Origin of the sequence: Shewanella gelidii, assembly GCF_014647855.1 — a bacterium.
Taxonomy (GTDB): Bacteria; Pseudomonadota; Gammaproteobacteria; order Enterobacterales; family Shewanellaceae; genus Shewanella; species Shewanella gelidii.
The window spans coordinates 102,393-122,070 of record NZ_BMPZ01000011.1 but is presented as its reverse complement, the minus strand read 5'-3'; the positions used below and the strand labels follow the sequence as shown (position 1 = coordinate 122,070).

Annotated in this window: 20 protein-coding genes and 2 pseudogenes; 14 read left to right on the top strand and 8 right to left on the bottom strand. The window is 42.4% G+C overall.

The window, feature by feature from the left end:
* A pseudogene (locus IEY18_RS15705) lies at positions 1-1,136 on the bottom strand (IS110 family RNA-guided transposase); the annotation flags it as partial.
* A gap of 133 nt (positions 1,137-1,269) precedes the next feature.
* Here IEY18_RS15705 and IEY18_RS15700 point away from each other — a divergent pair.
* The 8 genes from IEY18_RS15700 to IEY18_RS15665 all read left to right on the top strand — a co-directional run bounded on the left by IEY18_RS15700 (position 1,270) and on the right by IEY18_RS15665 (position 4,693).
* Entirely contained in the window at positions 1,270-1,737 is a 468-nt protein-coding gene (locus tag IEY18_RS15700; protein WP_188922557.1) for an OsmC family protein, read from the top strand.
* Between the two features lie 136 nt (positions 1,738-1,873).
* On the top strand, positions 1,874-2,248 hold the full coding sequence (locus IEY18_RS15695; protein WP_188922555.1) for a hypothetical protein: 375 nt from the start codon (positions 1,874-1,876) through the stop codon (positions 2,246-2,248).
* 212 nt (positions 2,249-2,460) lie between these two features.
* The gene (locus IEY18_RS15690) at positions 2,461-2,676 is read left to right on the top strand and encodes a hypothetical protein (RefSeq protein ID WP_188922553.1); all 216 of its coding nucleotides are present in this window, start codon (positions 2,461-2,463) and stop codon (positions 2,674-2,676) included.
* Positions 2,657-3,085 (top strand): hypothetical protein, encoded by a 429-nt coding sequence (locus tag IEY18_RS15685; protein ID WP_188922551.1) that lies wholly within the window; start codon positions 2,657-2,659, stop codon positions 3,083-3,085. Before IEY18_RS15690 ends, IEY18_RS15685 begins: the two co-directional genes overlap by 20 nt.
* A gap of 119 nt (positions 3,086-3,204) precedes the next feature.
* The gene (locus tag IEY18_RS15680) at positions 3,205-3,486 is read left to right on the top strand and encodes a hypothetical protein (RefSeq protein WP_188922550.1); all 282 of its coding nucleotides are present in this window, start codon (positions 3,205-3,207) and stop codon (positions 3,484-3,486) included.
* A gap of 109 nt (positions 3,487-3,595) precedes the next feature.
* Positions 3,596-4,009 (top strand): lysozyme inhibitor LprI family protein, encoded by a 414-nt coding sequence (locus IEY18_RS15675; RefSeq protein ID WP_188922548.1) that lies wholly within the window; start codon positions 3,596-3,598, stop codon positions 4,007-4,009.
* 144 nt (positions 4,010-4,153) lie between these two features.
* The gene (locus tag IEY18_RS15670) at positions 4,154-4,345 is read left to right on the top strand and encodes a hypothetical protein (RefSeq protein ID WP_010556391.1); all 192 of its coding nucleotides are present in this window, start codon (positions 4,154-4,156) and stop codon (positions 4,343-4,345) included.
* A 156-nt stretch (positions 4,346-4,501) separates the two neighbouring features.
* Positions 4,502-4,693: a hypothetical protein gene (locus tag IEY18_RS15665; protein WP_188922546.1), complete on the top strand. Its 192-nt coding sequence runs from the start codon at positions 4,502-4,504 to the stop codon at positions 4,691-4,693.
* A 679-nt stretch (positions 4,694-5,372) separates the two neighbouring features.
* Here the strand turns inward: IEY18_RS15665 and IEY18_RS15660 are convergent.
* The 3 genes and pseudogenes from IEY18_RS15660 to IEY18_RS15650 all read right to left on the bottom strand — a co-directional run.
* A pseudogene (locus IEY18_RS15660) lies at positions 5,373-5,797 on the bottom strand (transposase family protein); the annotation flags it as partial.
* 161 nt (positions 5,798-5,958) lie between these two features.
* On the bottom strand, positions 5,959-6,981 hold the full coding sequence (locus IEY18_RS15655; protein WP_188922545.1) for a DUF4382 domain-containing protein: 1,023 nt from the start codon (positions 6,979-6,981) through the stop codon (positions 5,959-5,961).
* Positions 6,982-7,344: 363 nt separating this feature from the next.
* A complete protein-coding gene (locus tag IEY18_RS15650; protein WP_188922543.1) occupies positions 7,345-9,168 on the bottom strand; it encodes a S8 family serine peptidase in 1,824 nt (607 codons plus the stop codon).
* Between the two features lie 526 nt (positions 9,169-9,694).
* Here IEY18_RS15650 and IEY18_RS15645 point away from each other — a divergent pair.
* Both IEY18_RS15645 and IEY18_RS15640 read left to right on the top strand, forming a co-directional pair.
* Positions 9,695-9,961 carry a hypothetical protein gene (locus tag IEY18_RS15645; RefSeq protein ID WP_188922541.1) on the top strand — a complete coding sequence of 89 codons (267 nt, stop codon included), beginning with the start codon at positions 9,695-9,697 and terminating at the stop codon, positions 9,959-9,961.
* 61 nt (positions 9,962-10,022) lie between these two features.
* On the top strand, positions 10,023-10,268 hold the full coding sequence (locus IEY18_RS15640) for a DUF2164 domain-containing protein (RefSeq protein ID WP_188922539.1): 246 nt from the start codon (positions 10,023-10,025) through the stop codon (positions 10,266-10,268).
* Positions 10,269-10,381: 113 nt separating this feature from the next.
* Here IEY18_RS15640 and IEY18_RS15635 read toward each other — a convergent pair whose 3' ends face one another.
* Positions 10,382-11,587 carry a cation:proton antiporter gene (locus IEY18_RS15635; RefSeq protein WP_188922537.1) on the bottom strand — a complete coding sequence of 402 codons (1,206 nt, stop codon included), beginning with the start codon at positions 11,585-11,587 and terminating at the stop codon, positions 10,382-10,384.
* 219 nt (positions 11,588-11,806) lie between these two features.
* On the opposite strand from IEY18_RS15635, the gene IEY18_RS15630 reads away from it, so the two are divergent.
* Positions 11,807-12,397: a DUF5655 domain-containing protein gene (locus tag IEY18_RS15630; protein ID WP_229779983.1), complete on the top strand. Its 591-nt coding sequence runs from the start codon at positions 11,807-11,809 to the stop codon at positions 12,395-12,397.
* Between the two features lie 89 nt (positions 12,398-12,486).
* Here IEY18_RS15630 and IEY18_RS15625 read toward each other — a convergent pair whose 3' ends face one another.
* From IEY18_RS15625 to IEY18_RS15615, 3 genes are all read right to left on the bottom strand, one after another.
* Positions 12,487-13,116 carry a TetR/AcrR family transcriptional regulator gene (locus IEY18_RS15625; protein WP_188922535.1) on the bottom strand — a complete coding sequence of 210 codons (630 nt, stop codon included), beginning with the start codon at positions 13,114-13,116 and terminating at the stop codon, positions 12,487-12,489.
* A gap of 420 nt (positions 13,117-13,536) precedes the next feature.
* Positions 13,537-15,066, bottom strand: a complete 1,530-nt coding sequence (locus IEY18_RS15620) for an amidohydrolase family protein (RefSeq protein WP_229779981.1) — start codon at positions 15,064-15,066, stop codon at positions 13,537-13,539.
* Positions 15,067-15,736: 670 nt separating this feature from the next.
* Positions 15,737-16,273 (bottom strand): prepilin-type N-terminal cleavage/methylation domain-containing protein, encoded by a 537-nt coding sequence (locus tag IEY18_RS15615; RefSeq protein WP_188922533.1) that lies wholly within the window; start codon positions 16,271-16,273, stop codon positions 15,737-15,739.
* Positions 16,274-16,757: 484 nt separating this feature from the next.
* Here IEY18_RS15615 and IEY18_RS15610 point away from each other — a divergent pair, with 484 nt between their 5' ends.
* From IEY18_RS15610 to prpC, 3 genes are all read left to right on the top strand, one after another.
* Positions 16,758-17,423, top strand: a complete 666-nt coding sequence (locus IEY18_RS15610) for a GntR family transcriptional regulator (protein ID WP_188922531.1) — start codon at positions 16,758-16,760, stop codon at positions 17,421-17,423.
* 47 nt (positions 17,424-17,470) lie between these two features.
* Positions 17,471-18,349, top strand: a complete 879-nt coding sequence (gene prpB / locus IEY18_RS15605; RefSeq protein WP_188922529.1) for a methylisocitrate lyase — start codon at positions 17,471-17,473, stop codon at positions 18,347-18,349.
* A gap of 141 nt (positions 18,350-18,490) precedes the next feature.
* Positions 18,491-19,615 carry a bifunctional 2-methylcitrate synthase/citrate synthase gene (gene prpC, locus IEY18_RS15600; RefSeq protein WP_188922527.1) on the top strand — a complete coding sequence of 375 codons (1,125 nt, stop codon included), beginning with the start codon at positions 18,491-18,493 and terminating at the stop codon, positions 19,613-19,615.
* Positions 19,616-19,678: the final 63 nt, after the last annotated feature.

Below are 19,678 nucleotides of genomic sequence, written 5' to 3'. Positions count from 1 at the left end.
ATCCGTAACTTGGTATTCACCGGCGTCAAAACGATTTCTCTTGCGATGGCCCAAATATAGGCAATCATCTCTCTAGCAATCGCAGTGACAACAACATTGTAATGTTTGCCTTTGTGCATGAGACGCAGATATCGGCGGCACAGCCTCAACTGTGCTTGCCACGCGATATCGACAATCTGCTTTGGTAGGCCTTCTTGTCGCTTTTGAAGCTCCGTTGAAATGTTGGCAGGGTATCGATAAGAATGAGCGCCTTCGACAAGTAACCTTCGCGCTCTCCCGTTACCGCATTTGGTAATCGGTCCAGTATTTCGTTTTCCGCCGCTCGAATGCTCTGAAGGCACCAAGCCTAAATAGCTCATTAATTTCCTTGGATGATCGAATCGCGTTAAGTCACCTAGCTCAGCTACGACGCCCCTAGCGACCAGTAACCTGACGCCTCTGAGTGCCTGAATCGCTTGAACAACAGGGTAGTAACGCCAGTTTCTCACATGGTGCTCGAGTTCATTATCCAAACGTTTTAAGCGTGCAATACGCTCATTAATGGTTTGTAGGTATTCTTGCAAGACAATCTGTTGGCTGGGATGTGGCAATATGAGTTCGGTTAGCCAGCGAAGGTGCTGCATTGACCAGTTAGCCGTGCCTTTGTAATTAATGTTATTTCTGAGCAATAGGGCTTTGAGTTGGTATTTGGCATCTTTGAGATCTTTCATTGCGGTTTCGCGTGCACGAGATAAATCTCGAATGGCTTCATCTTCAGGCTCTGGAACGTAAATAGGAGTGAGATCTTCGGTTTTAAGTAGTTTGGCTAGCTTCATCGCATCCCGTTTATCGGTTTTGATTTTTTCGCCTGGCTTTTAGGGGATGAGGGAGGGGGCTATTACGTAACAGCAGTGTCCCAAGCTGGTGAGTAAACGGTAAATCCAATAGCCACATGGGCCCGCTTCGTAGACGAAATGGAGTGTGGCATTTGGGTATTTCGATTGGAATTGCCTTACCAGTTTCGTGATAGATGCTTTTGCGCTGGAAATACGACCCAAATGAATGGGTTGCGCACTGCGTTGATCTTCAATATAGGCAACTTCAACAAATTCTTTGTGAGTGTCTAAACCTATGAAAAGTATGTTATGTTTGCTCATGCTGATCTCCAATTTTTAGTTTCTTTAACAAAACTATTATGGCTCTGGCTTCAGCTAACCCACGATTGATTGGAGATCAGCATCTTTAGTGGGGAGTCATTATGTCTAGGCTACTTTCATAAATGGAGTTCAAATGTCAGAGTATTTTGCCAAAATCAATTGGGTTAGAGATAGCAATGAAAGTTATATTGATAACAAATATAGCCGAGGACATGAATGGATTTTTGATGGTGGTGTAACCGTTCAAGCTTCTTCTTCGCCTCACGTAGTTCCTTTACCTTATTCTGTTGAAGAAAATGTAGATCCAGAAGAAGCATTTGTTGCGTCTCTTTCTAGCTGCCACATGTTGTTTTTCTTATCAATTGCAGCAAAAAGAAAATATGTTGTTGATTCATATGTAGACGATGCTGTTGGTATTATGGAAAAAGATAGCGATGGTAAAATTTCAATGACTAAAGTTACACTTAAACCACACGTACAGTTTTCTGGTGATAAAAAACCAACGATGGAGCAACTTGAAAAAATGCACCATCAATCACATGAACAATGCTTCATTGCTAACTCAGTGAAAACTAAAGTTGTTACAGAAATCGTAGCATAACAAGGCGCTCAACAGGACAAATAACAGTTGGTTTTTGCTCCTGCGTCGCTATTTTAACCAACTGTAATTTGCCCATTAGCGTGGCGTTATATTTTTTATATCGTGCAATGGAGCACATTAAATTTAAGGATGAATGATGAAAAGTTTATATAAAGTGTTAGTAGCAAGTACCTTGGCTATGTCCTCTATGGCTTATGCCAATCAAGATGTAACTTTGAAACTTGATATGTATATTAACGGCGATTTAGTTAAACCAATTACATTAAAAGGTCAGATAGAAGAAAGTTTTACAGCTCAAATTGATGGTGAAGTAAAATACGATATAGTCCCAACTATTGAAAATGGAGCAGTTAAACTTTCAACTATTTACTATACATATACTGACGGTGCATTTGTTCACAAAGAAAAGCCTGTTTTAGTTACAGCGGTAAATCAAGCTGCAACGATTGAAATTGGCACTGAAGGCGTAAAAGTTTATAAAATACAAATCACACCGCAAACAAAAATATAACAAGGCGCTCAAACGGAAAAATTACAGTTAGCTCGCGCTCGTGCCCCGCACTCTTTAGCCTAACAGTATTTTTCCGCTTAGCTTAGCGTTAACTTCTAGGAGAGATCGTGCTAATCACAATAGTACTAATTTTGGTTGGAGTTCTAACCACAATATCTTATTCCTATGTAAAAGATCTCAGACGGATAGTTAAGTATTCTAAGGATAATAAGATGGAAATATTTGGAATCCATCCGAGTACTGAATTACAGCTCATGAGTGATTATACATTTATGAACGAGTTCTTTGGTAAGAAAGGCATCCTTTCCTGTGATGATAACAATATGAAGGTATTGTTATCATCAGCTCGGAAAAAATTCTTGCTGCAATTTATATTCGGTGGATTATTGGTTCTTTTGGTGTTTATTAATGCAGCAATACAAAGTTAACAAGGGCCGGCATCGGACTTGCAAAACTGTCACTTGTTTTGCAAAAAGCCGCAAAACAACTGCCAGTTTTACAAGCCGCTGCGGCCGGCGTTATGTTGCCAGGAAGGTTCAAGCATTGATAAAGCTTCAAAAAATAATATTTTCACTATCAGTGCTATTCCTACTTTTATTCTTTCTATTTGCCTACTTAGAGCGTGGAAATGAGTCACTTATCTGCGTTTATTTGTTTATCTTTTTGTGGGGGCTAGAAAAGTGCCTTTCTTGGAAGCTGGGCTTTAAAATTGGTATCGGTCCAATGGTAGCAATCTCACAAAACGCAAATAGTAAACTTAGGCTTTTCGGGTTAATCTGGGGTATAGCTTTTGCAAGTTTTGGTATGTTTAAAGTATTCGAAACAATAGCAACATAACAAGAGCATAAAGTGAAGGGACTGCTAACGCTTGGCTCAGTTCCGCTTCGCTGTACAAGTATAGCCAAGCATTATCAGTCCCTTATGCGGGCGTTATGCGTTAATGGAGAAATCGTAGCATGGAAGATACTTTAATCCTTATTGGTCTATTAATCCTCATTCTTTGGCAAGTTTCCATGGGTAAATCAGATCAGCGTCTAAGAATAATCGAGAATAAAATAGATACTTTATTAGAAAATAACGGCATCGTCTTTGATGAAAAGCTTCATGTATCTAAAGAGGTGTTAACTGCTGTTAAACTAGGTAAAAAACTTACAGCAATAAGGTTATATCGCAACGAGACTGGTGCAGGTTTAAAGGAAGCTCACAAAATAATAAATAAATTAGCAGAAAACACATAACAAGCCGTTCAAGCAGACAAATAGTGGTTGGCTTTTGTCGCTACGCTCCAAAATTTTAGCCAACCACTATTTGCTCCTTAACGGGGGCGTTATGCGAATAAGGATAGTCATGCATAAAATTACCTACTTGGTATTATTATTTATTTTTACTGCAAATGCAGAAGACAGCAGTAAGTTACTTAAAAAAGAGTTATCGGAAACTTGTGGTCAAATGACTAGTCATAAGTACTCAAATTACTGCTTGTCTAAATTAGAAAAACGTGCAGATGTATTATTAACTAATGAATATAATTCTTTAGTTAACTACTTGAAAGACGGAGACAAAGAAAGATTAGTGGATGCACAAAAAAAGTGGACTAACTACGTTAGTGCGGATTGTTTTTTTGACTACCCCGAATCAGAAAAAGGCGGTAATTACGTTCAATCACTTGGTGTAGGTTGTAGGTTACAGCATAAATTGCAGCGCATCAAAAAACTTGAAGACTATAACCATAACAAAGGCTGCAATGTTTGTGCGTGGTAATTCGCATAACAAGCCGTTGCAGTCAGGGACTTTTAACAGTTGGCTTTCCCTCACTTCGTTCGTTAATTTTGGCCAACTGCGTAAAGGCCTCTAAACGAGGCGTTAGCAGTACAAGTATCATATCAACCAATGGAGTATATTTTCATGGAACAGAAGAGTGGTAAGCCTCAGTTAAAAGAATCAAATGACAATCTAGATCTTATTCGGATGCAAACCGAAGTTGCACTTGTAGATTCAATGACAAAATCAAAAACGTTAACAATCATGGTAGTTGTTGGTGTTCTAGCATTTTCTGGCTTTGCGTATTTTTTATATAAAATGGCTGGCATGCAATAACTATCGTAATGTACAGCTAACAAGCTGTTAAATCATGACAAATAACAGTTGGCTGTTTGCTCCAGCGTCGCTTATTTTAGACAACAATTATTTGCCCATTAATGAGGGCGTTAGTAGTATTGGAAAATATCCATTACCAATCAAAGGGAAGTGTTAATGAAAAACGATTCATCATCTAAATATAATAATTATTTAATTGTATCTTTTATCATGTTTTTAGGTTTAATCTACAACGTATTTGAACAAGATTTTACTGGCTCGGGAGTGTTTTTAATTTCTACTGTAGTATTTTTATCCTTTGGTATAATCAAAAAACGTGCACCAACGAAAGATAGTTCAGTAGATTAAAATACTACTAACAAGCTGTTTAATCGCGGGACGGCTAAAGTTTGGCTCGGTTTCGCTTCGCTACACATTTTAGTCAAACATTATCAGCCCCTTAACAGGGCGTTAGGATTACAAGGATGCAATTTTGAATAGATTCGAAAAGTTGTTAATTGCACTGAGTATATTTATGTGGCCGCTAGCAGCATTTGCCACAATCTTTTGTATCGAATACTTGATGAAACCGGATGCACCTTTGAGGCATGAGTTCCTGTATATTGTGGCGTTCATGGTTTTATATAGCACAGTCTTATTTTTACCTTATTTGCTTTTCGTGGCGTGCAAGTGGAAAGTTTGTTCAAGAAAAGTTCTTGTAGGGACCTCGGTTCCATTTTTCTTAATGTTATTTTGTGCGTTGTTTGCAGAATTAAATGGTGTACCGTGGTAAGTAAACCTAACAAACCATTCAACCGGACCCATACTCGCTCGCTTTGGCTCGTGCCTCGCAATTATAGCCAGCAAGTCTGGGCCGTTTAATAGGTGCGCTGGGGGATCCCCTCAAAATTCAGGTCTTCCGGCAGTGTGAACCAACTTGATGTATTCATGCATCGCCCAGCGTAAATGTTGCTCTGTTATCTTGTAGTTTTTCCTCTTCCGAACTTCTTTTCCTAGCCGCATAATCGACAATACTGGCCGATGCCGGGTGGCATTGCAATGGACGCTTACGGGCAAGCTTTACACTGCCGATGTACTTGGCTTTGTTTGTTGCCGTGGGGTAAAGAGACTTGTAGGAGTGCCATTGGTGTTTGCCCGAATGTTGGTCGCTGACATCACCACGTACACGCCCTAGCCAGAACCAGCCTAGTTTAGCGACTTGAGAAAACCAGGTATTTCGATAGCCCGCATCAGTAACGATTAAAGGGCAGCAATGCTTTGGTAAAACGTTTGCCAACTCTTCAAGAAAACGGTTGTGGCTGCGCGGGGAATTGCTATCTCTACAGGCTTAGCTTCAAACAAAAACGTGCGCTTGTAGAGAGTCACACTCCGACCTTGAACACTGATGGACGCACGCAAAGTCATCAACCTTAATTGTTCACGAACATCGGCCCAATCAATAAGAATAATTGGTCAACGCGCTTGATGCTGTGCTTAGCAGCCACATGGCCTGAAATGTTACGGCCTGGCTAAGGCAGTGGACCTATGTGATCTGTAAGTAAGGAAAGAAGGCATCCAATATAGATGCCTTCTTTAAAGCCAACTTTATTTGGTATAAAGCAAGACGCCTATGATTATGGAGCAACGGGGGCAGCAAAATCACCATTGGCCACAGTGCCATTAGTCACAGTCACTGTTTGTTTATCTGCATGGATAAAGAAAGGCTGTTCTGCATCATCTGGGTTGTTATTGACATCAGGATCGTCATTTTGGGCTACACAGGTGTAACCTACACTGTAGCTGCCTGCAACGACGAAACCAAATTCATAGTTTTGGCCAATGACTTGATTACTCTCGTCCGTAATATCGTTGACTCTGGCGGAAGCAATTGGTGCTATTTGTGGTGCCTCAGCTGTATCACTTCTAAAATCGTTCATGTTGTCGAGCGCTGTACTATTTGGATACAAATAGGCTGCATGACTAAAGAGGCTACCGCCAGCTGCATTTTCACATTGTGCCGCGAGTTCTGAGGGGATATCTCCTTTGATAGCGCCGACTTCAGCATTATTATGTAGTTGTACTGACGTGGGTTTTAACGTCCAGTAGTCTTTATTGCCGTGGGGGTCTTGTAAGCCGCTGTTTAGGTCAAATTCGGCGACAAAGCTGTTTGTACCAGCAGCAATGGTAAATGTTTTATTGAAAAATAAACGGCCTGTGTCAGTATCCTCTGCGCCGACACCCCCACAAGTACCATTGCTGTTGGTGGTCAATCCATAGAGGTTGTCATCCATGGTTTTAATAAAAGAGCTCTCGGCATTTGGCGTTTCGCTTTTTTGCATGTAAATACACAATTGGTATTCGCCAATGGGGATACTCTGACCGCTCACTAAAGTTTCAACGGCTGTACCTTGAAATTCGAGTAAATTGACTTGTTTTAATGCGCCATTGTTAGACACATCGAATGAAATGCTGCCAGAATCATTTTTCAGTACGACTTGCTTGAAAGCTACAGTCACTTCTTTTGCGTCACTCGGGTTATCTGACACCCCTAAGCTAAATAGTCCCGTTTGCGGTGCAGTAGTGTCGTCACTGCTACCACCACATGCTACAAGTAAGCCCGATAAGGAAAAAGCAAGAAGAGTTTTAACTGTTTTCATGGTGGACCTTCTTATTTATTGGAGGAATGACTTTGTCGTGAAAAAACATGTCTGATATTAAAATTTGATTTTATCGGATACTACTTTGTTTGTAAGCCTGAGTGTTTGAAAAAACGTCAATCGTTTGATTTTGAATATTAGATCAAATAGCGACGCATTTTTATTATTAAGGTTAGAAAGGTGGAATACGTTTGGTTTCGGAACTTAGAAAGTGTTTAGGGAAGTGGGGCCTTACCATAGATCAAGGGCTTAGTTTGGTATGATGTACTATTTGGCATGACGAGAAATATTTTGCTATGTGTATTGGTTCAATAAAAAGGTCAGCAAATGCTGACCTTTCGTTGTTATCGTACTCGAACTTTCTTAGAAAGTGACTGTGACATCGACACTACAATTAGATGACCCTTCATCACACACTTTATATGTGTATGTTCCTGAATCTCGCTTACCAAAACTATCACGGTAGCTGCCATCATTTGTTGTTGTGACCAACAAGGAGCCATTGCGGTAGATGTCGACGTTACTGGTTGCAGCGCCATCAAACGTCAAATTAACAACTGGTTTACCTTTGCTTGTGCCGGTCGAAGCGGTGAGCGTAATATCACCAGTTGGTGGCGGAGTAACCCCCCCACCACAACCTTGTTGCGTTAGGTAAGCATCTGCTGCGGCTGCTTTGACAATACCATCACCAAAGTAAACATCATGACCTGAAGCACCACCATCTTGAGCGGTGGCTTTTAGCGCATCTCGTATTTGTTCACCTGTACATCCGGAATGATTCGACCACACTAATGCTGCAACACCTGATACAGCTGGTGTTGCCATCGAAGTACCACTCATTAAACCATAGTCAGAAGTGCCAATGTCAATGCTCATACTAGAAGCAGCGACTAATGCAGAGCGGTCTTCAAATGCCGCACCAACGGCAGGGATAGTGGTTGTATTGGTGTCACCCAATGTGCCGTATAGCATTCCGGCTTCATTATTGATGATGACAGCACCAATGCCGCCAGATGCTTCACAGTTCGCTACTTTGTCATGGAAAGAAATAACTCCTCGGTCGATTACACAAATGTTTCCGTTTGCACCACCATCGGTTGCTTCTGCCGTTCCCATGTAGTAACTGTTACCAGATGCATTGCCGGAATTTTCCATAGCAGATGAAGCGTACGCGACATCGTTTGCCGTCATATTGGCAGAGGTCGCCATGCCTGCTGGGTAGGTTGAAAGTGTATCAACACCACCTGCTGTTACTTCAACACAGGTTTTCTTATCCGTTACAGCGCGTCGCCCTTTTCCTGTTGTACAAGTCGGAAACTGGGAAAAATCAGCAATGTTATTGTCTGCGTCGTTTGCGCCGACCATCATCACTGAAGGGTAGCCTGCGGGGTAGGATCGAACATTATTCCCATCATTACCTGCGGCGGCGACAACAAGGCCCCCAGCCTCTGAAAATGCTTTAAATGCGTTAGACTCGGTAGAGTTTGAACCGCCACCACCTAAACTCATACTGATAATATTTGCTCCAGCTTGGCTACAAAGGTTAGCTGCATGGGCCAAATCTGAAGAGTAACCCCAACCATCTGCGTTAAATACTTTGATGATGTGCATGTCGACACCTGGCGCCATACCAATAACACCAAGATTATTATCGGCGGCACCGATGGTTCCGGCAACATGGGTGCCATGGGGGCCACCATTTTCATCCCAATTTCCGGTACCAGAATCGTTATCACCGCTAATGTTATTCCATTCAAAATCTGGGTTGCTACGGTCAAGACCTGAGTCGATGACGCATACTTTTGTTCCTGCGGCAGCATTAAAGGAAAGTTGGTCAGCTTGCGACTGATACACGGCATAAGGTGTAATTTGTTGAGTCATCGGGTTGCCGCTATCATCATTATATTGCGCCATCAGATGGCGACGTTGATCTTCTTCCACCAGCTTTACATGGGGGTTGTTTAGCAATCCCTTTACTTGAGCTAGATCTTTTCCCGAAAAACTGGCCGAGAAAAAGCCTTCTCCATCGATGTGGATTTGCCCACCAAGTTTTTTAGCAAGCGCCTTAACGACGCCCTTTTTACTATTATCGACTTGAATTACATAACGATCATCAGCTGCAGATGCTGTTCCTAACATGCCAACTGTCAACGCAATAATGGCACTAGAAATCTTTGATAATTTCATGAAATTTTGCTCCACCAATTTGAAATAAAAATTTTGATACCCGATTTTGATTGCCCTGAATCATTTTAAATATTTCTCTTAGGACGTTTTGACACTAGCACAACAAACTGGGGTTAACAACTGTGTAACATTGGTAACATGGTTGCATCAATTTTGGTTTTTATAGGGACGCTTCATCAGAGACGAAGGTGTTGAACAAAAGTAAAATGGTTTTGGATTTTTGGTGTTGGGTCTTTAGGAGACCCCAGGGTCCCATTACCATTCTTGATATTCCGCAATCAAGTTTCGTGCACGCTCTTGGCCCGCTGTTACCATAATGAAGTGATGTCCAATATAGGTCACTTGGATGAACTCTTTGTGAGTATTTAAGCTTATGAAAATTATGTAATGTCAGCTCATGCTGATCTCCAATTTTTAGTTTCTTTAACAAAACTAAGATGGCTCTGGCTTCAGCTAACCCACGATTGATTGGAGATCAGCATCTTTGTGGGGAGTCATGATGTATTCGTGTCAGGAAGAGATGAGCATGTTTGAAATCTTCATGTTGGTGTATTTGCCGTTTGGTACTCTTTTCCTACATAAGTGGCGAAAATGTATATATGAGTCAAATGGTAAGCAAAGGGTTCTATATCTCGTTGTCTCAATCGCTATGGCTGCAGTACCATTGATCTACGTCAGTGGCATTCAAGGAGAGCGTTCTGCTTTTGGTGTTTTACTTGTCGGTATTGGCTTATTTTGGTGTGCTAATGTTGGCCCTCGTTGTTCGGCTACATCACAAGCCGCTAAACGCTAAACATCAAATGCCAATGTCGACTGGTTTATAGAACCCAATAATTGTTAAGGAACAGAATAATATGGCCAAAATTGAGTTTACTCATGCAGAAACGGAACGCATGGTGACTAAGCTTCAGTCTTACTTTGATCGTGAGCTCAACCAAGAGCTTGAGCAGTTCGATGCTGAATTTCTTTTAGACTTCTTCGCCAAGGAAATGGGGGCATATTACTATAACCGCGGGCTTCATGATGCTCGTGCGATCTTTGAAGCACGCGTTGAATCCATTGATGATGATATTTACGCAATTGAAAAAGAATTGAGTTAGTTTATTGTTTTTTCCGCGATTCATACATCGTATTTTCTTGAACGATTGGCAGTGAGCATAGTAAAAGCGGATCGCCTTTATCTATCCGTTAAGCGGGTGGTTTACCGCAGCGTTTAAGCGTCATAGCGCTTAAACTTTAAGCTTAACGGAATGGCAGAGATGCCATGCAAAAAAGTACTCAAGGTCACTGTAAGAATAATAACACTGAGTTGCCCTTGATAATTTTGTAACCCAAGTTCTGCGATGACGATAAGTACATAAAGTAATGATGCGATGCCTCGTGGACCAAACCATCCAATAAATAATTTTGAATAAGTGTTAACTTTTAATCCTTTGAGTCCCAGTAACACAGGAAGCATCCTGATCACGGTTAAACTGAGAAAGGCATAAAGCCACACTTTCCACGTCCAATATTCCGCAAATAGTGGCACAGCAACTAAGCCGACCACTAGAAATATGGTGAGTGATAGGAATTGACCTTGTGCCTCGCCAAACTCCTGAATACGCTCGCGTACTTGTGGCTTTTTAACCCCAAGCATTAATCCAGCGAAAAAGGCCGCGATAAATCCATTGCCATGCAATATTTCAGCAAAAGCAAAAGCTAGTATGGACAAAGAAAGAGCAGATAGGCTTTGGAATACTGGCTCCATCCAGTCTCTTTGAGAAGCAAATTCAATCAATTTGCCTCCAACATAACCAACTAGGGCACCGATAATGGGACCCAAAGTTAATTGTAGTGCGATATAACTAAACCAATGGCCATCCCCCTGAAAGACCGCTGCATCGGATGAAAGTGCGGCAATACAGATCAAAATCACTGGCAGTGCGAGTCCATCGTTTAAACCGCTTTCTACACTAATGCCATCGCGAATGTTTTGAGGGACATGGGGGGATTTTACAACCGCTTGACCTAAAGCTGCATCAGTCGGTGCGAGGATGAGCGCAACGAGCGTAATACTCCAATAGCTCCAATTTGGGAATAACAGGACACCAACACACCAGCCGCAAAGCATGGTGAGTGGCATACCGATCCCTAATAGTCGAGCAGGTATGCCGCGCAATACATTGATTAGGTGGTTAAAGCGGATCAAACTTGCATCGACAAATAAGATGATGACTAACGTCAGTTCCGCTAGTAATTTTAAGACGTTGGTTTCAATATGAACTTGGGTGAGGTTGAAGCCAAAAGTACTAAACAAAAGCCCTGTGCCTAAAAATACCATTGGCGCGGTGATGGGAGATTTTTCGGCGACTTTTGATATTAGACCATAAATAAGAAGCAACAAAACTGACAATAATAGTGCGACGTGTTCGTGCATTGTGTTCCCTCACATATTAGTTCGCTGATGATGGCCTCTTAAAACTTCTTAATCATCTTCTTTTTGAACTCGATACCTTTGATGCGTCAGGTTATGCGAATTAAAACCGATATAAATTCCCTGAATTTTGGAATTCGCCTCGTTAACGTGTTGGCTAACCAATGAATCATAGTTCATCTATACGCGAATTCAGGCTAGAGTTAAAGCAAGCTTAGACTAATGATGCAACTAGGAGCGATGATGGCAACAATGGATAAAGCACTAGAAACCCAGTTAAACAATATTGAACAACGCAGCGGTCAGACGTTGCAAGCACTGAGTCATATTGTGTTGAGTAGCGAAGCGCAAAAACATGGTGAATTAGTGAAAATGTTAAAGTCTGATCATGGGTTAGGACACGGAGATGCGAATGTTGTGGTGCATTATGCGAAGAAAAGTGGCGCATTTGCGACCGATGACGCAGAAAGTGAAAGTCAGGCGTTTCAGCGGATCTACGTTGATAAAAAGCAGCATTTACTACCGATTCATCAACAAATTTCCAAGGCGCTGGCAAATTTGGGTGAGTTTGAGACGGCACCTAAAAAGGCCAATATTAGCTATCGGCGTCGTAAACAATTTTGTTTGGTTGGCCCCGCCACTAACACGCAAGTCGAGCTGGGTTTGAATGTAAAACAGCTACCAGATAGCCCACGATTAAAAGCTTTAGCTGCTGGACAGATGTGTAACTACAAAGTTCGTATTGCAGATGTTTCAGAAGTCGACTCGGAGCTAATCACCTGGCTACAAGCTGCTTATGATGCAGCCAAATAGCGTTTTGTTGCAATTGAAGAATCGTTGCACACTGAGCTTTTATACATTTTAAAAGCGACCAGTATTTGCCAGAAGGGCGGGCTTAGATGTTAGCGCGAGCCTGTATAGGCTTTTAGCATGCGAGTGAGTTCGGCGGTGAACGCTTTGGCATCGAGATCGCTTGCGATTGCTGGGGTTACATTTGGATATAGCACCTTGTCGAGTAGGGTGGTGACTAGGGTATAGACCATGACTCCTGCGGTTTCTTCCCGATGTTGAGCATGCATTTGTTGTTCGAAGCGCAGAAATATTGCAGCAAGGCGCTTATAAACAACTTTGCGGTCGACAATTTTGTCTGAATCAACAAGTTCTGTGTGGAGGCGAGCATTAAGGTGCAATGTTCTAAATATGCTTTTGCGACTGGATAAAAATCGAAATGTTTCTAGAGTGATATCCTCAATGGCATGATCGAGCGAAGTGTAGGAGGTTTCTTCGAGTGATTGTGTCCATTGCAGCAAGTCATTGCCGAAGTCCTGGTAAAGTAGAGGTAACAAGGACTCTTTATTTTTAAAGCGTCGATAGAAGGTACCGACCGAAACATCTGCGTGCTCAGCGAGCTCTTTTATGCTGATATGCTCAAAAAATTTGGTTTGTAAGCAATGATGCAGCGCATCCAGTAACCGGCGTTGGGTTTCTTGACTACGTTGTTGCTGCGGTAGGATGATCGCATTCGAAGGCATATTCTATGGCTCTAAGTCGTTTGCATTAGTGTGCCACTAAATAATGCGGTTTTTGATTTAAAACAGCAACATAAAAATATTAGCTCGTGCGATCCATATGATCTGAACAAGGTTTAGCGAGACTTTGTGAGGGCAAATCTTGTGACGATGTGATAACCGGTGTTGGTTTTTTCATTGAAGTCAGGGTGGGGGGCTGTGATTGAGTTTGGGTCAGCAGGTCAATTTGCGCTTTGTGGTACATGAGGCTGCGTTTTGTCCTGTGTTGAATTGATTAAAAACAGTGACCAGTTTGATTAACGACTTGCCACTGTTTTTATGAGCATCGATTCTCGGTATTAACAAAGATTTAGTCCGCCGCGCCGTCTTTCAGAAGTGCCACGGTGGACTTGAGTGATAATGACGAAATCATTCGGCAATCATCTAGTGTAAACCGACGACGGCTTTGGTATCGGCAATGATGGCTTCACTGTCGTAGCCTTTACCTTGTTTAAACACGACTTTCATTTGCTGTATTGCAGAGACGTCTTGGCTGAGATCGCCTTGCAGCAGGACTAAGTCTGCTCGCTTTCCGACAGTAAGTGAACCGATTGTTTGCTCTCGCTCCAAATATTTAGCAGCATTTAAGCTTGAAATCTGTACAGCTTGCTCAATGGTAAAGCCTGCTTCGACAAGAAGTTCAACAACACGCTGGTTTGAGAACCCGGCAATAACACCCCCATATCCGGTAGGATCCGTTCCCGCCATTAACTTACCGCCAGCCTCAACAAACTTTTTCTCTAGCTTCATCATCTTGTCAAATACAATCGGCCATGTTGCGTTCTCTTGGGCTGCAATTTTTTCCCAGCGAGACTCATACTGATCGCGAACTTGGTGAATGAGCGCATCAAGTGCTTTGGGGTATGCTTTAGGGCGCCCTTTAGTGAGGGTTTCAAAAACAGTTAAAGTAGAGGTAAGCGTGACGTCTTTTTCGATAAGCAGTGCGATTAAGTCATCAACTTCTTTGCTGTTGATGTCAAGATCGACCAGCGATTGGTGCGCATTTGAAGGGCACTTGTTTTTTTCTTTGTCTTTTACAAAATCTGTAGCAGCAAAAAAGCCATGCTCAAGGTTATCTATTCCCAGTTCTGCGGCTTCTCGGTAGGTAATCGAACATAAATGCGCGGTGACTTTATGATCCTGTTTATGCGCTTGCTGAATTACTGCTGCTAATTCATCTTGTCGGATATGCATATATGCTTTGTATGATGTCACGCCTTCAGAAATCCAATATTTCATCATCGTTTTTGCGTTTTCGACATCTCGTAAAGGCTTCATTTTCAAAATGGGCAGGCCGGGTCCGTTAAGGTATGGTGCAGTGACATCCATATCGGGACCAATGGTTTTACCAGATTGAATAGCATCTTTCAGACTTAAATCAGCATACGGTGCCGTTGTTCCAGCGGTACGGATCGTTGTTGCGCCCCCTGCCAGATATAAGCGAGGGAAGCTATATAGCATCTCGGTATAGTTAGCTTTACCTGTTGGATAGAACATATGTTCGTGCATCATCACAAGCCCAGGGATGATCGTATGACCCTGACCATCAATTTGTACCGCGCCTTCTGGGATTTTTACGTGTTTACTGTCACCAACTTGGGAAATATTGCCGTTAGTCATGACAAGAGTTTGATTATGTTTTGCTGGTGAACCGGTTCCATCAACTAACGTTACGTTGTGGATTGCGATGACAGACTGATCATAAATGATGAAGTTTTTACTTGAAGGCTTCAGCTTCTCTTTCAGCTTTTTCGTCGTTTGCATGGGGGAGGCTATTTCATGATTCCCATGTTGGTTATGAATTTGACTGGTACTGGTTTCAGCATTCGCAGGGTGCGCAGCGAACAATCCTGTCGCGAGTGCAATTTTTAGGGCGACCGTCAATGCTGTCTTTTGTAGAGAAGGTGGATTCATAACTTACCTTTTAAGCTGTGATTTCATCATTTGGTTTGTTGATCACGCTGGTATTGATTGTGATCTTGGTCACATCATATACAGGCGCATGACGATATGTAAATAGGTATTCACATTAAAAGTGTCGTTGTTTTTACTGATACAGGCTATTGAGGATTCATTTTATAGGGCGGCGTTCAGTTTGCGGCCAACCATTTAGTGTCTTTAAGCAGTTGTATGTAATGTGTTATTTTGTTCGTCGCTGGGTTTTGACGGTATTGTGATGATTTTAAATGAACTCAAGGCGGACGTTTACAAGCTATTGGTTAGGAATGGTTATCGTTAGAACGAACCTGTTTTGAATTTGTAACCATATGTATTTGTGCGATTTGATCTCACCCCCTTACTTTTTATACGCTTAAAAGCGCTGGCTTGGTAATAGAATATATTCACGCTCATCGGGGTGCATTGCTTTGACATATTCAATTATTGGGTTGGATGAATGTACAAGTGGGTTCGCGTGCCATATTAAAGGTCCTTTGAAACAGGTTGATCGCTAGGGGAGACAGGAGGAGCCAGATTAGGCTTGCGTCGCTGCATAGCGAGATTGGTAATAATGCTAGCGAATTCGATGAACAATTGACCGAGGATAGTCGGAGAGTTTTGTGAGCGATAAATTTAGCTTGGCGTGTTAACAGTTGTCGATATCAATACTGATAAAAGGTGTTTCTCCGGCGGATAAGGGCTGGGAATATTTTATCTCACAATCATTTGCGTCGTACTGTTGGTTTGGGCGGATACGTAATCCAGGACGACCTGATGCTGTATACGTGGTAAGGCGAAAGTCGCCGCCATCAGCAAAGTCTTCAATATTAATCGCTCTAGCAATCCCGGCCGCCGTGTGGCGTGGATACCCATAGGCGAGGGTAATGCTTTCACCCTGTACGATAATACGATTGCCAAGACCGTTGCCGGCTGCTGGTGCGGCTGATTCGTCGCAACTGGTGTCAACGACACATTTAGAATGTACTAAAGCGGTTGCGCTTTTTATTGCTCCAGCAACGCCTTGCATATTTGCTTGATAACTATCTCGGGTTAATGACATAAATTTAGGAGCAACAACAACACCGATAATCGCGAGGATAATGATGACAACCACAAGCTCAATGAGGGTAAAACCTCGAATCGATTGATAGTTATTGCTAAATGTATTTCTTGAGTGCGTCATAGATCCCTTTACTGCAACTTAGCTTTAACAGCCTTGCCTGTTGTACTTTCAACACGACCAAGAACACAGCTGAGTGCTATGTTCGATGGGTACCTAGTTTATCAGGCGTTAGTTTACCGTAAATCAATCCGTTAACGAAAAGACTTTCTTTGTTTCTTCTTCTTTTCAGTTTGCGCTGATGATCAAAATTTTATGTTGCATACGTAAACCAAGACTTATCAGCTTAACTCATTGCTTTAATCAGAATGAATGAATTACCTGTTTAAATTCAATGACTAATGGGGTCTCTAGTTCGAAGGGTCAAGTCATGTTTTGTGATTTCATGCTCGTATTTGGGACGAATGGCTTCGTACTGGCGGATGAGTCATGCGTTATTGCATAGCCAACCTATACTTTTGTCGACAATAAGTGCTTTTAACTTGATCTATGTCTCAATGTGGCGCTATATTGTCGACAATGTTCTAAATAAGTATTTGCGAAATTTATGACTTTCTTTAAAGAACAACCCGTAACGATTGCAGATAAAACATTCTTTTTATTAAGAAAAGATATCGTTGAAGGGCGAGTGCCATCGGGTTCGAAACTCAGTGAAGCAGAATTGTCGACAAAATACGCGGTAAGCCGAGCTGTCATTCGTGAAGCAATCAATCGTTTAGCATCCTGTCACCTCGTGGAACGAAAGCCTAATGTTGGTGCGCGCGTTGTATCGCTCACACCTGAAGGGTTAGTTGAGCTTTATCAAGTCCGTGAATCATTGGAAGGTATGGCGGCCCGCTTAGCTGCGACCAACATGACTGACGATGAGGTGAATGATCTCGCACAATTATTAGAATCGCAATTTGATCAAGTCCAATCGGACGAATCCTACTATCAAGAAGCGGGTGATGTTGATTTTCACTACCGAATTATTGTGGGCAGCAAAAATCAACACCTAATCCGTATGCTCATTGATGGCATTTATCACCTTGTTCGAATGTATCGAGTTCAGCTAGGAATGGCTGGCCCTCGAGTTAATAGTGCTTTCGATGAACATAAAAATATCGTTCGTGCTATTACACAGCGCGACCCTGAGTTGGCGGAAATATTAATGCGTCGCCACATTCTTTATTCAAAAAACAGTATAGAAACGAAGTTAAATTCAGGAACTTAGCCCTTGTTAAGATTCGGGTTTAACCCATGACATAGAGAGAATAAGCCATGAGTGCAGGTAAAAAATTTCGTCAAGCGTTAGCGGACAATCAACCACTACAGATTGTTGGAACGATTAACGCATATACGGCGATGATGGCCAAGCAAGTTGGACATCAAGCGATATATCTTTCTGGAGGCGGGGTTGCGAATGCTTCCTATGGTCTACCGGATCTTGGCATGACTTCTTTAAATGATGTTTTAGTCGATGTTCAACGTATTACTGCAGCTTGTGATTTACCGCTGCTTGTCGATATTGATACCGGTTGGGGTGGCGCTTTTAATATCGCCAAAACCATTCGAGATATGGAAAAAGCCGGTGCTGCAGCAGTGCATATGGAAGATCAAGTTGCTCAAAAACGTTGTGGTCACCGTCCCAATAAAGAAGTGGTGTCGACTGAAGAAATGGTTGATCGAATTCGTGCTGCTGTGGATGCCAGAACAGACCCTGACTTTTTCATCATGGCTCGTACCGATGCGTTTGCCCAAGAAGGTTTAGAGGCAGCGATTGCCCGAGCAAAAGCATATGTAGAAGCTGGCGCTGATGGCATCTTTGCCGAAGCGGTGAAAACCGAAGAGCACTACCGAGCGTTTACTGAAGCGCTAGATGTACCTGTGCTAGCCAATATTACAGAGTTTGGTCAGACCGAGTTGTGGAATAAAGAACAGTTAGGTGCATGGGGCTGCGCGATGGTGCTATATCCGTTGTCTGCGTTCCGTGCAATGAATAAAGCAGCAGAAACTGTTTATCAGACGTTGTTACGAGATGGTGACCAAAAAGCCGTCATCGATATCATGCAGACCCGAATGGATCTTTATGACTATCTTGGATACCACGACTATGAACAGAAACTTGACTCGCTTTTTAGTGAAGGCAAGAACAAATAGCTCAAACCCATTGATGTGTTGCTGTGAACGCGTGCTTCACTCTGGTCTTTGGAGCGCGCCCGACACAACACAGACAAAAATAATATAAAAATAATCAAATAAACAGATAGCACTAGCCGCTACTTTATGGAGTAAATAATCATGGTTGATAAGAAACTATCGGGCGCTGGCTTACGTGGCCAAAGCGCAGGCGAAACCAAACTATGTACCGTTGGTAAATCAGGAAGTGGATTAACCTATTGTGGTTATGATGTTTCTGACTTAGCCGAGAACGCAACATTCGAAGAAGTCGCGTACTTACTTTTCAATGGTGAATTACCCACATTTGATCAACTCGAGACATACAAAGCCGAGTTGAAGCCGATGCGTGACTTACCAAAAGCGTTGAAGGAAGTTTTACAACGTATTCCTGCAGATGCGCATCCGATGGATGTGATGCGTACCGGCGCATCGTTTTTGGGTAACTTAGAGCCAGAAGTTGATTTCAGCCAACAAAATAAGGCTGCAAATCGCCTTTTAGCAGCATTCCCGGCGATTATGACTTATTGGTATCGCTATTCTCATGAGGGTGTGGAAATTGACTGTGTGTCTGATGAAGACACCATCGGTGGTCACTTTTTACGTTTATTAACGGGTAAAACGCCATCAGAGCTTCATCGTCGTGTCATTGATGTGTCTTTAATTCTCTATGCAGAGCATGAATTTAATGCATCGACCTTTACCGCGCGTGTTTGTGCATCGACATTGTCAGATATGTATTCTTGTATTACAGCAGCTATTGGCTCACTGCGTGGACCTTTGCATGGCGGTGCCAATGAGGCGGCTATGGAAATGATCCAAAAATTTAGCTCGCCAGCCGATGCCAAAACACAAATGGCAGGCATGCTAGAGCGTAAAGAAAAAATCATGGGCTTTGGCCATGCGGTTTATCGTGAGTCGGATCCGCGTAATGTGATTATCAAGGCATGGTCTGAACAGCTTTCGAAGGAATTTGGTGATAGTTCGCTTTATGACATTTCGGTGGCTTGTGAAGAATACATGTGGGATACCAAAAAGCTATTTTGTAACGCCGACTTCTTCCATGCTTCGGCGTATCACTTCATGGGGATCCCGACCAAACTATTTACACCGATATTTGTGTGTTCACGCTTAACTGGTTGGGCTGCGCATGTGATGGAACAACGCGATAACAATCGAATCATTCGCCCAAGTGCTGATTATATTGGTAGCGAGCCAAGAAAGGTTACGCCAATCAGCGAACGATAAATCGGGTGTCGACCTTTGCATCATGCTGAGGTCGACCAGACTTCCCCATGCGAATTTGGATGA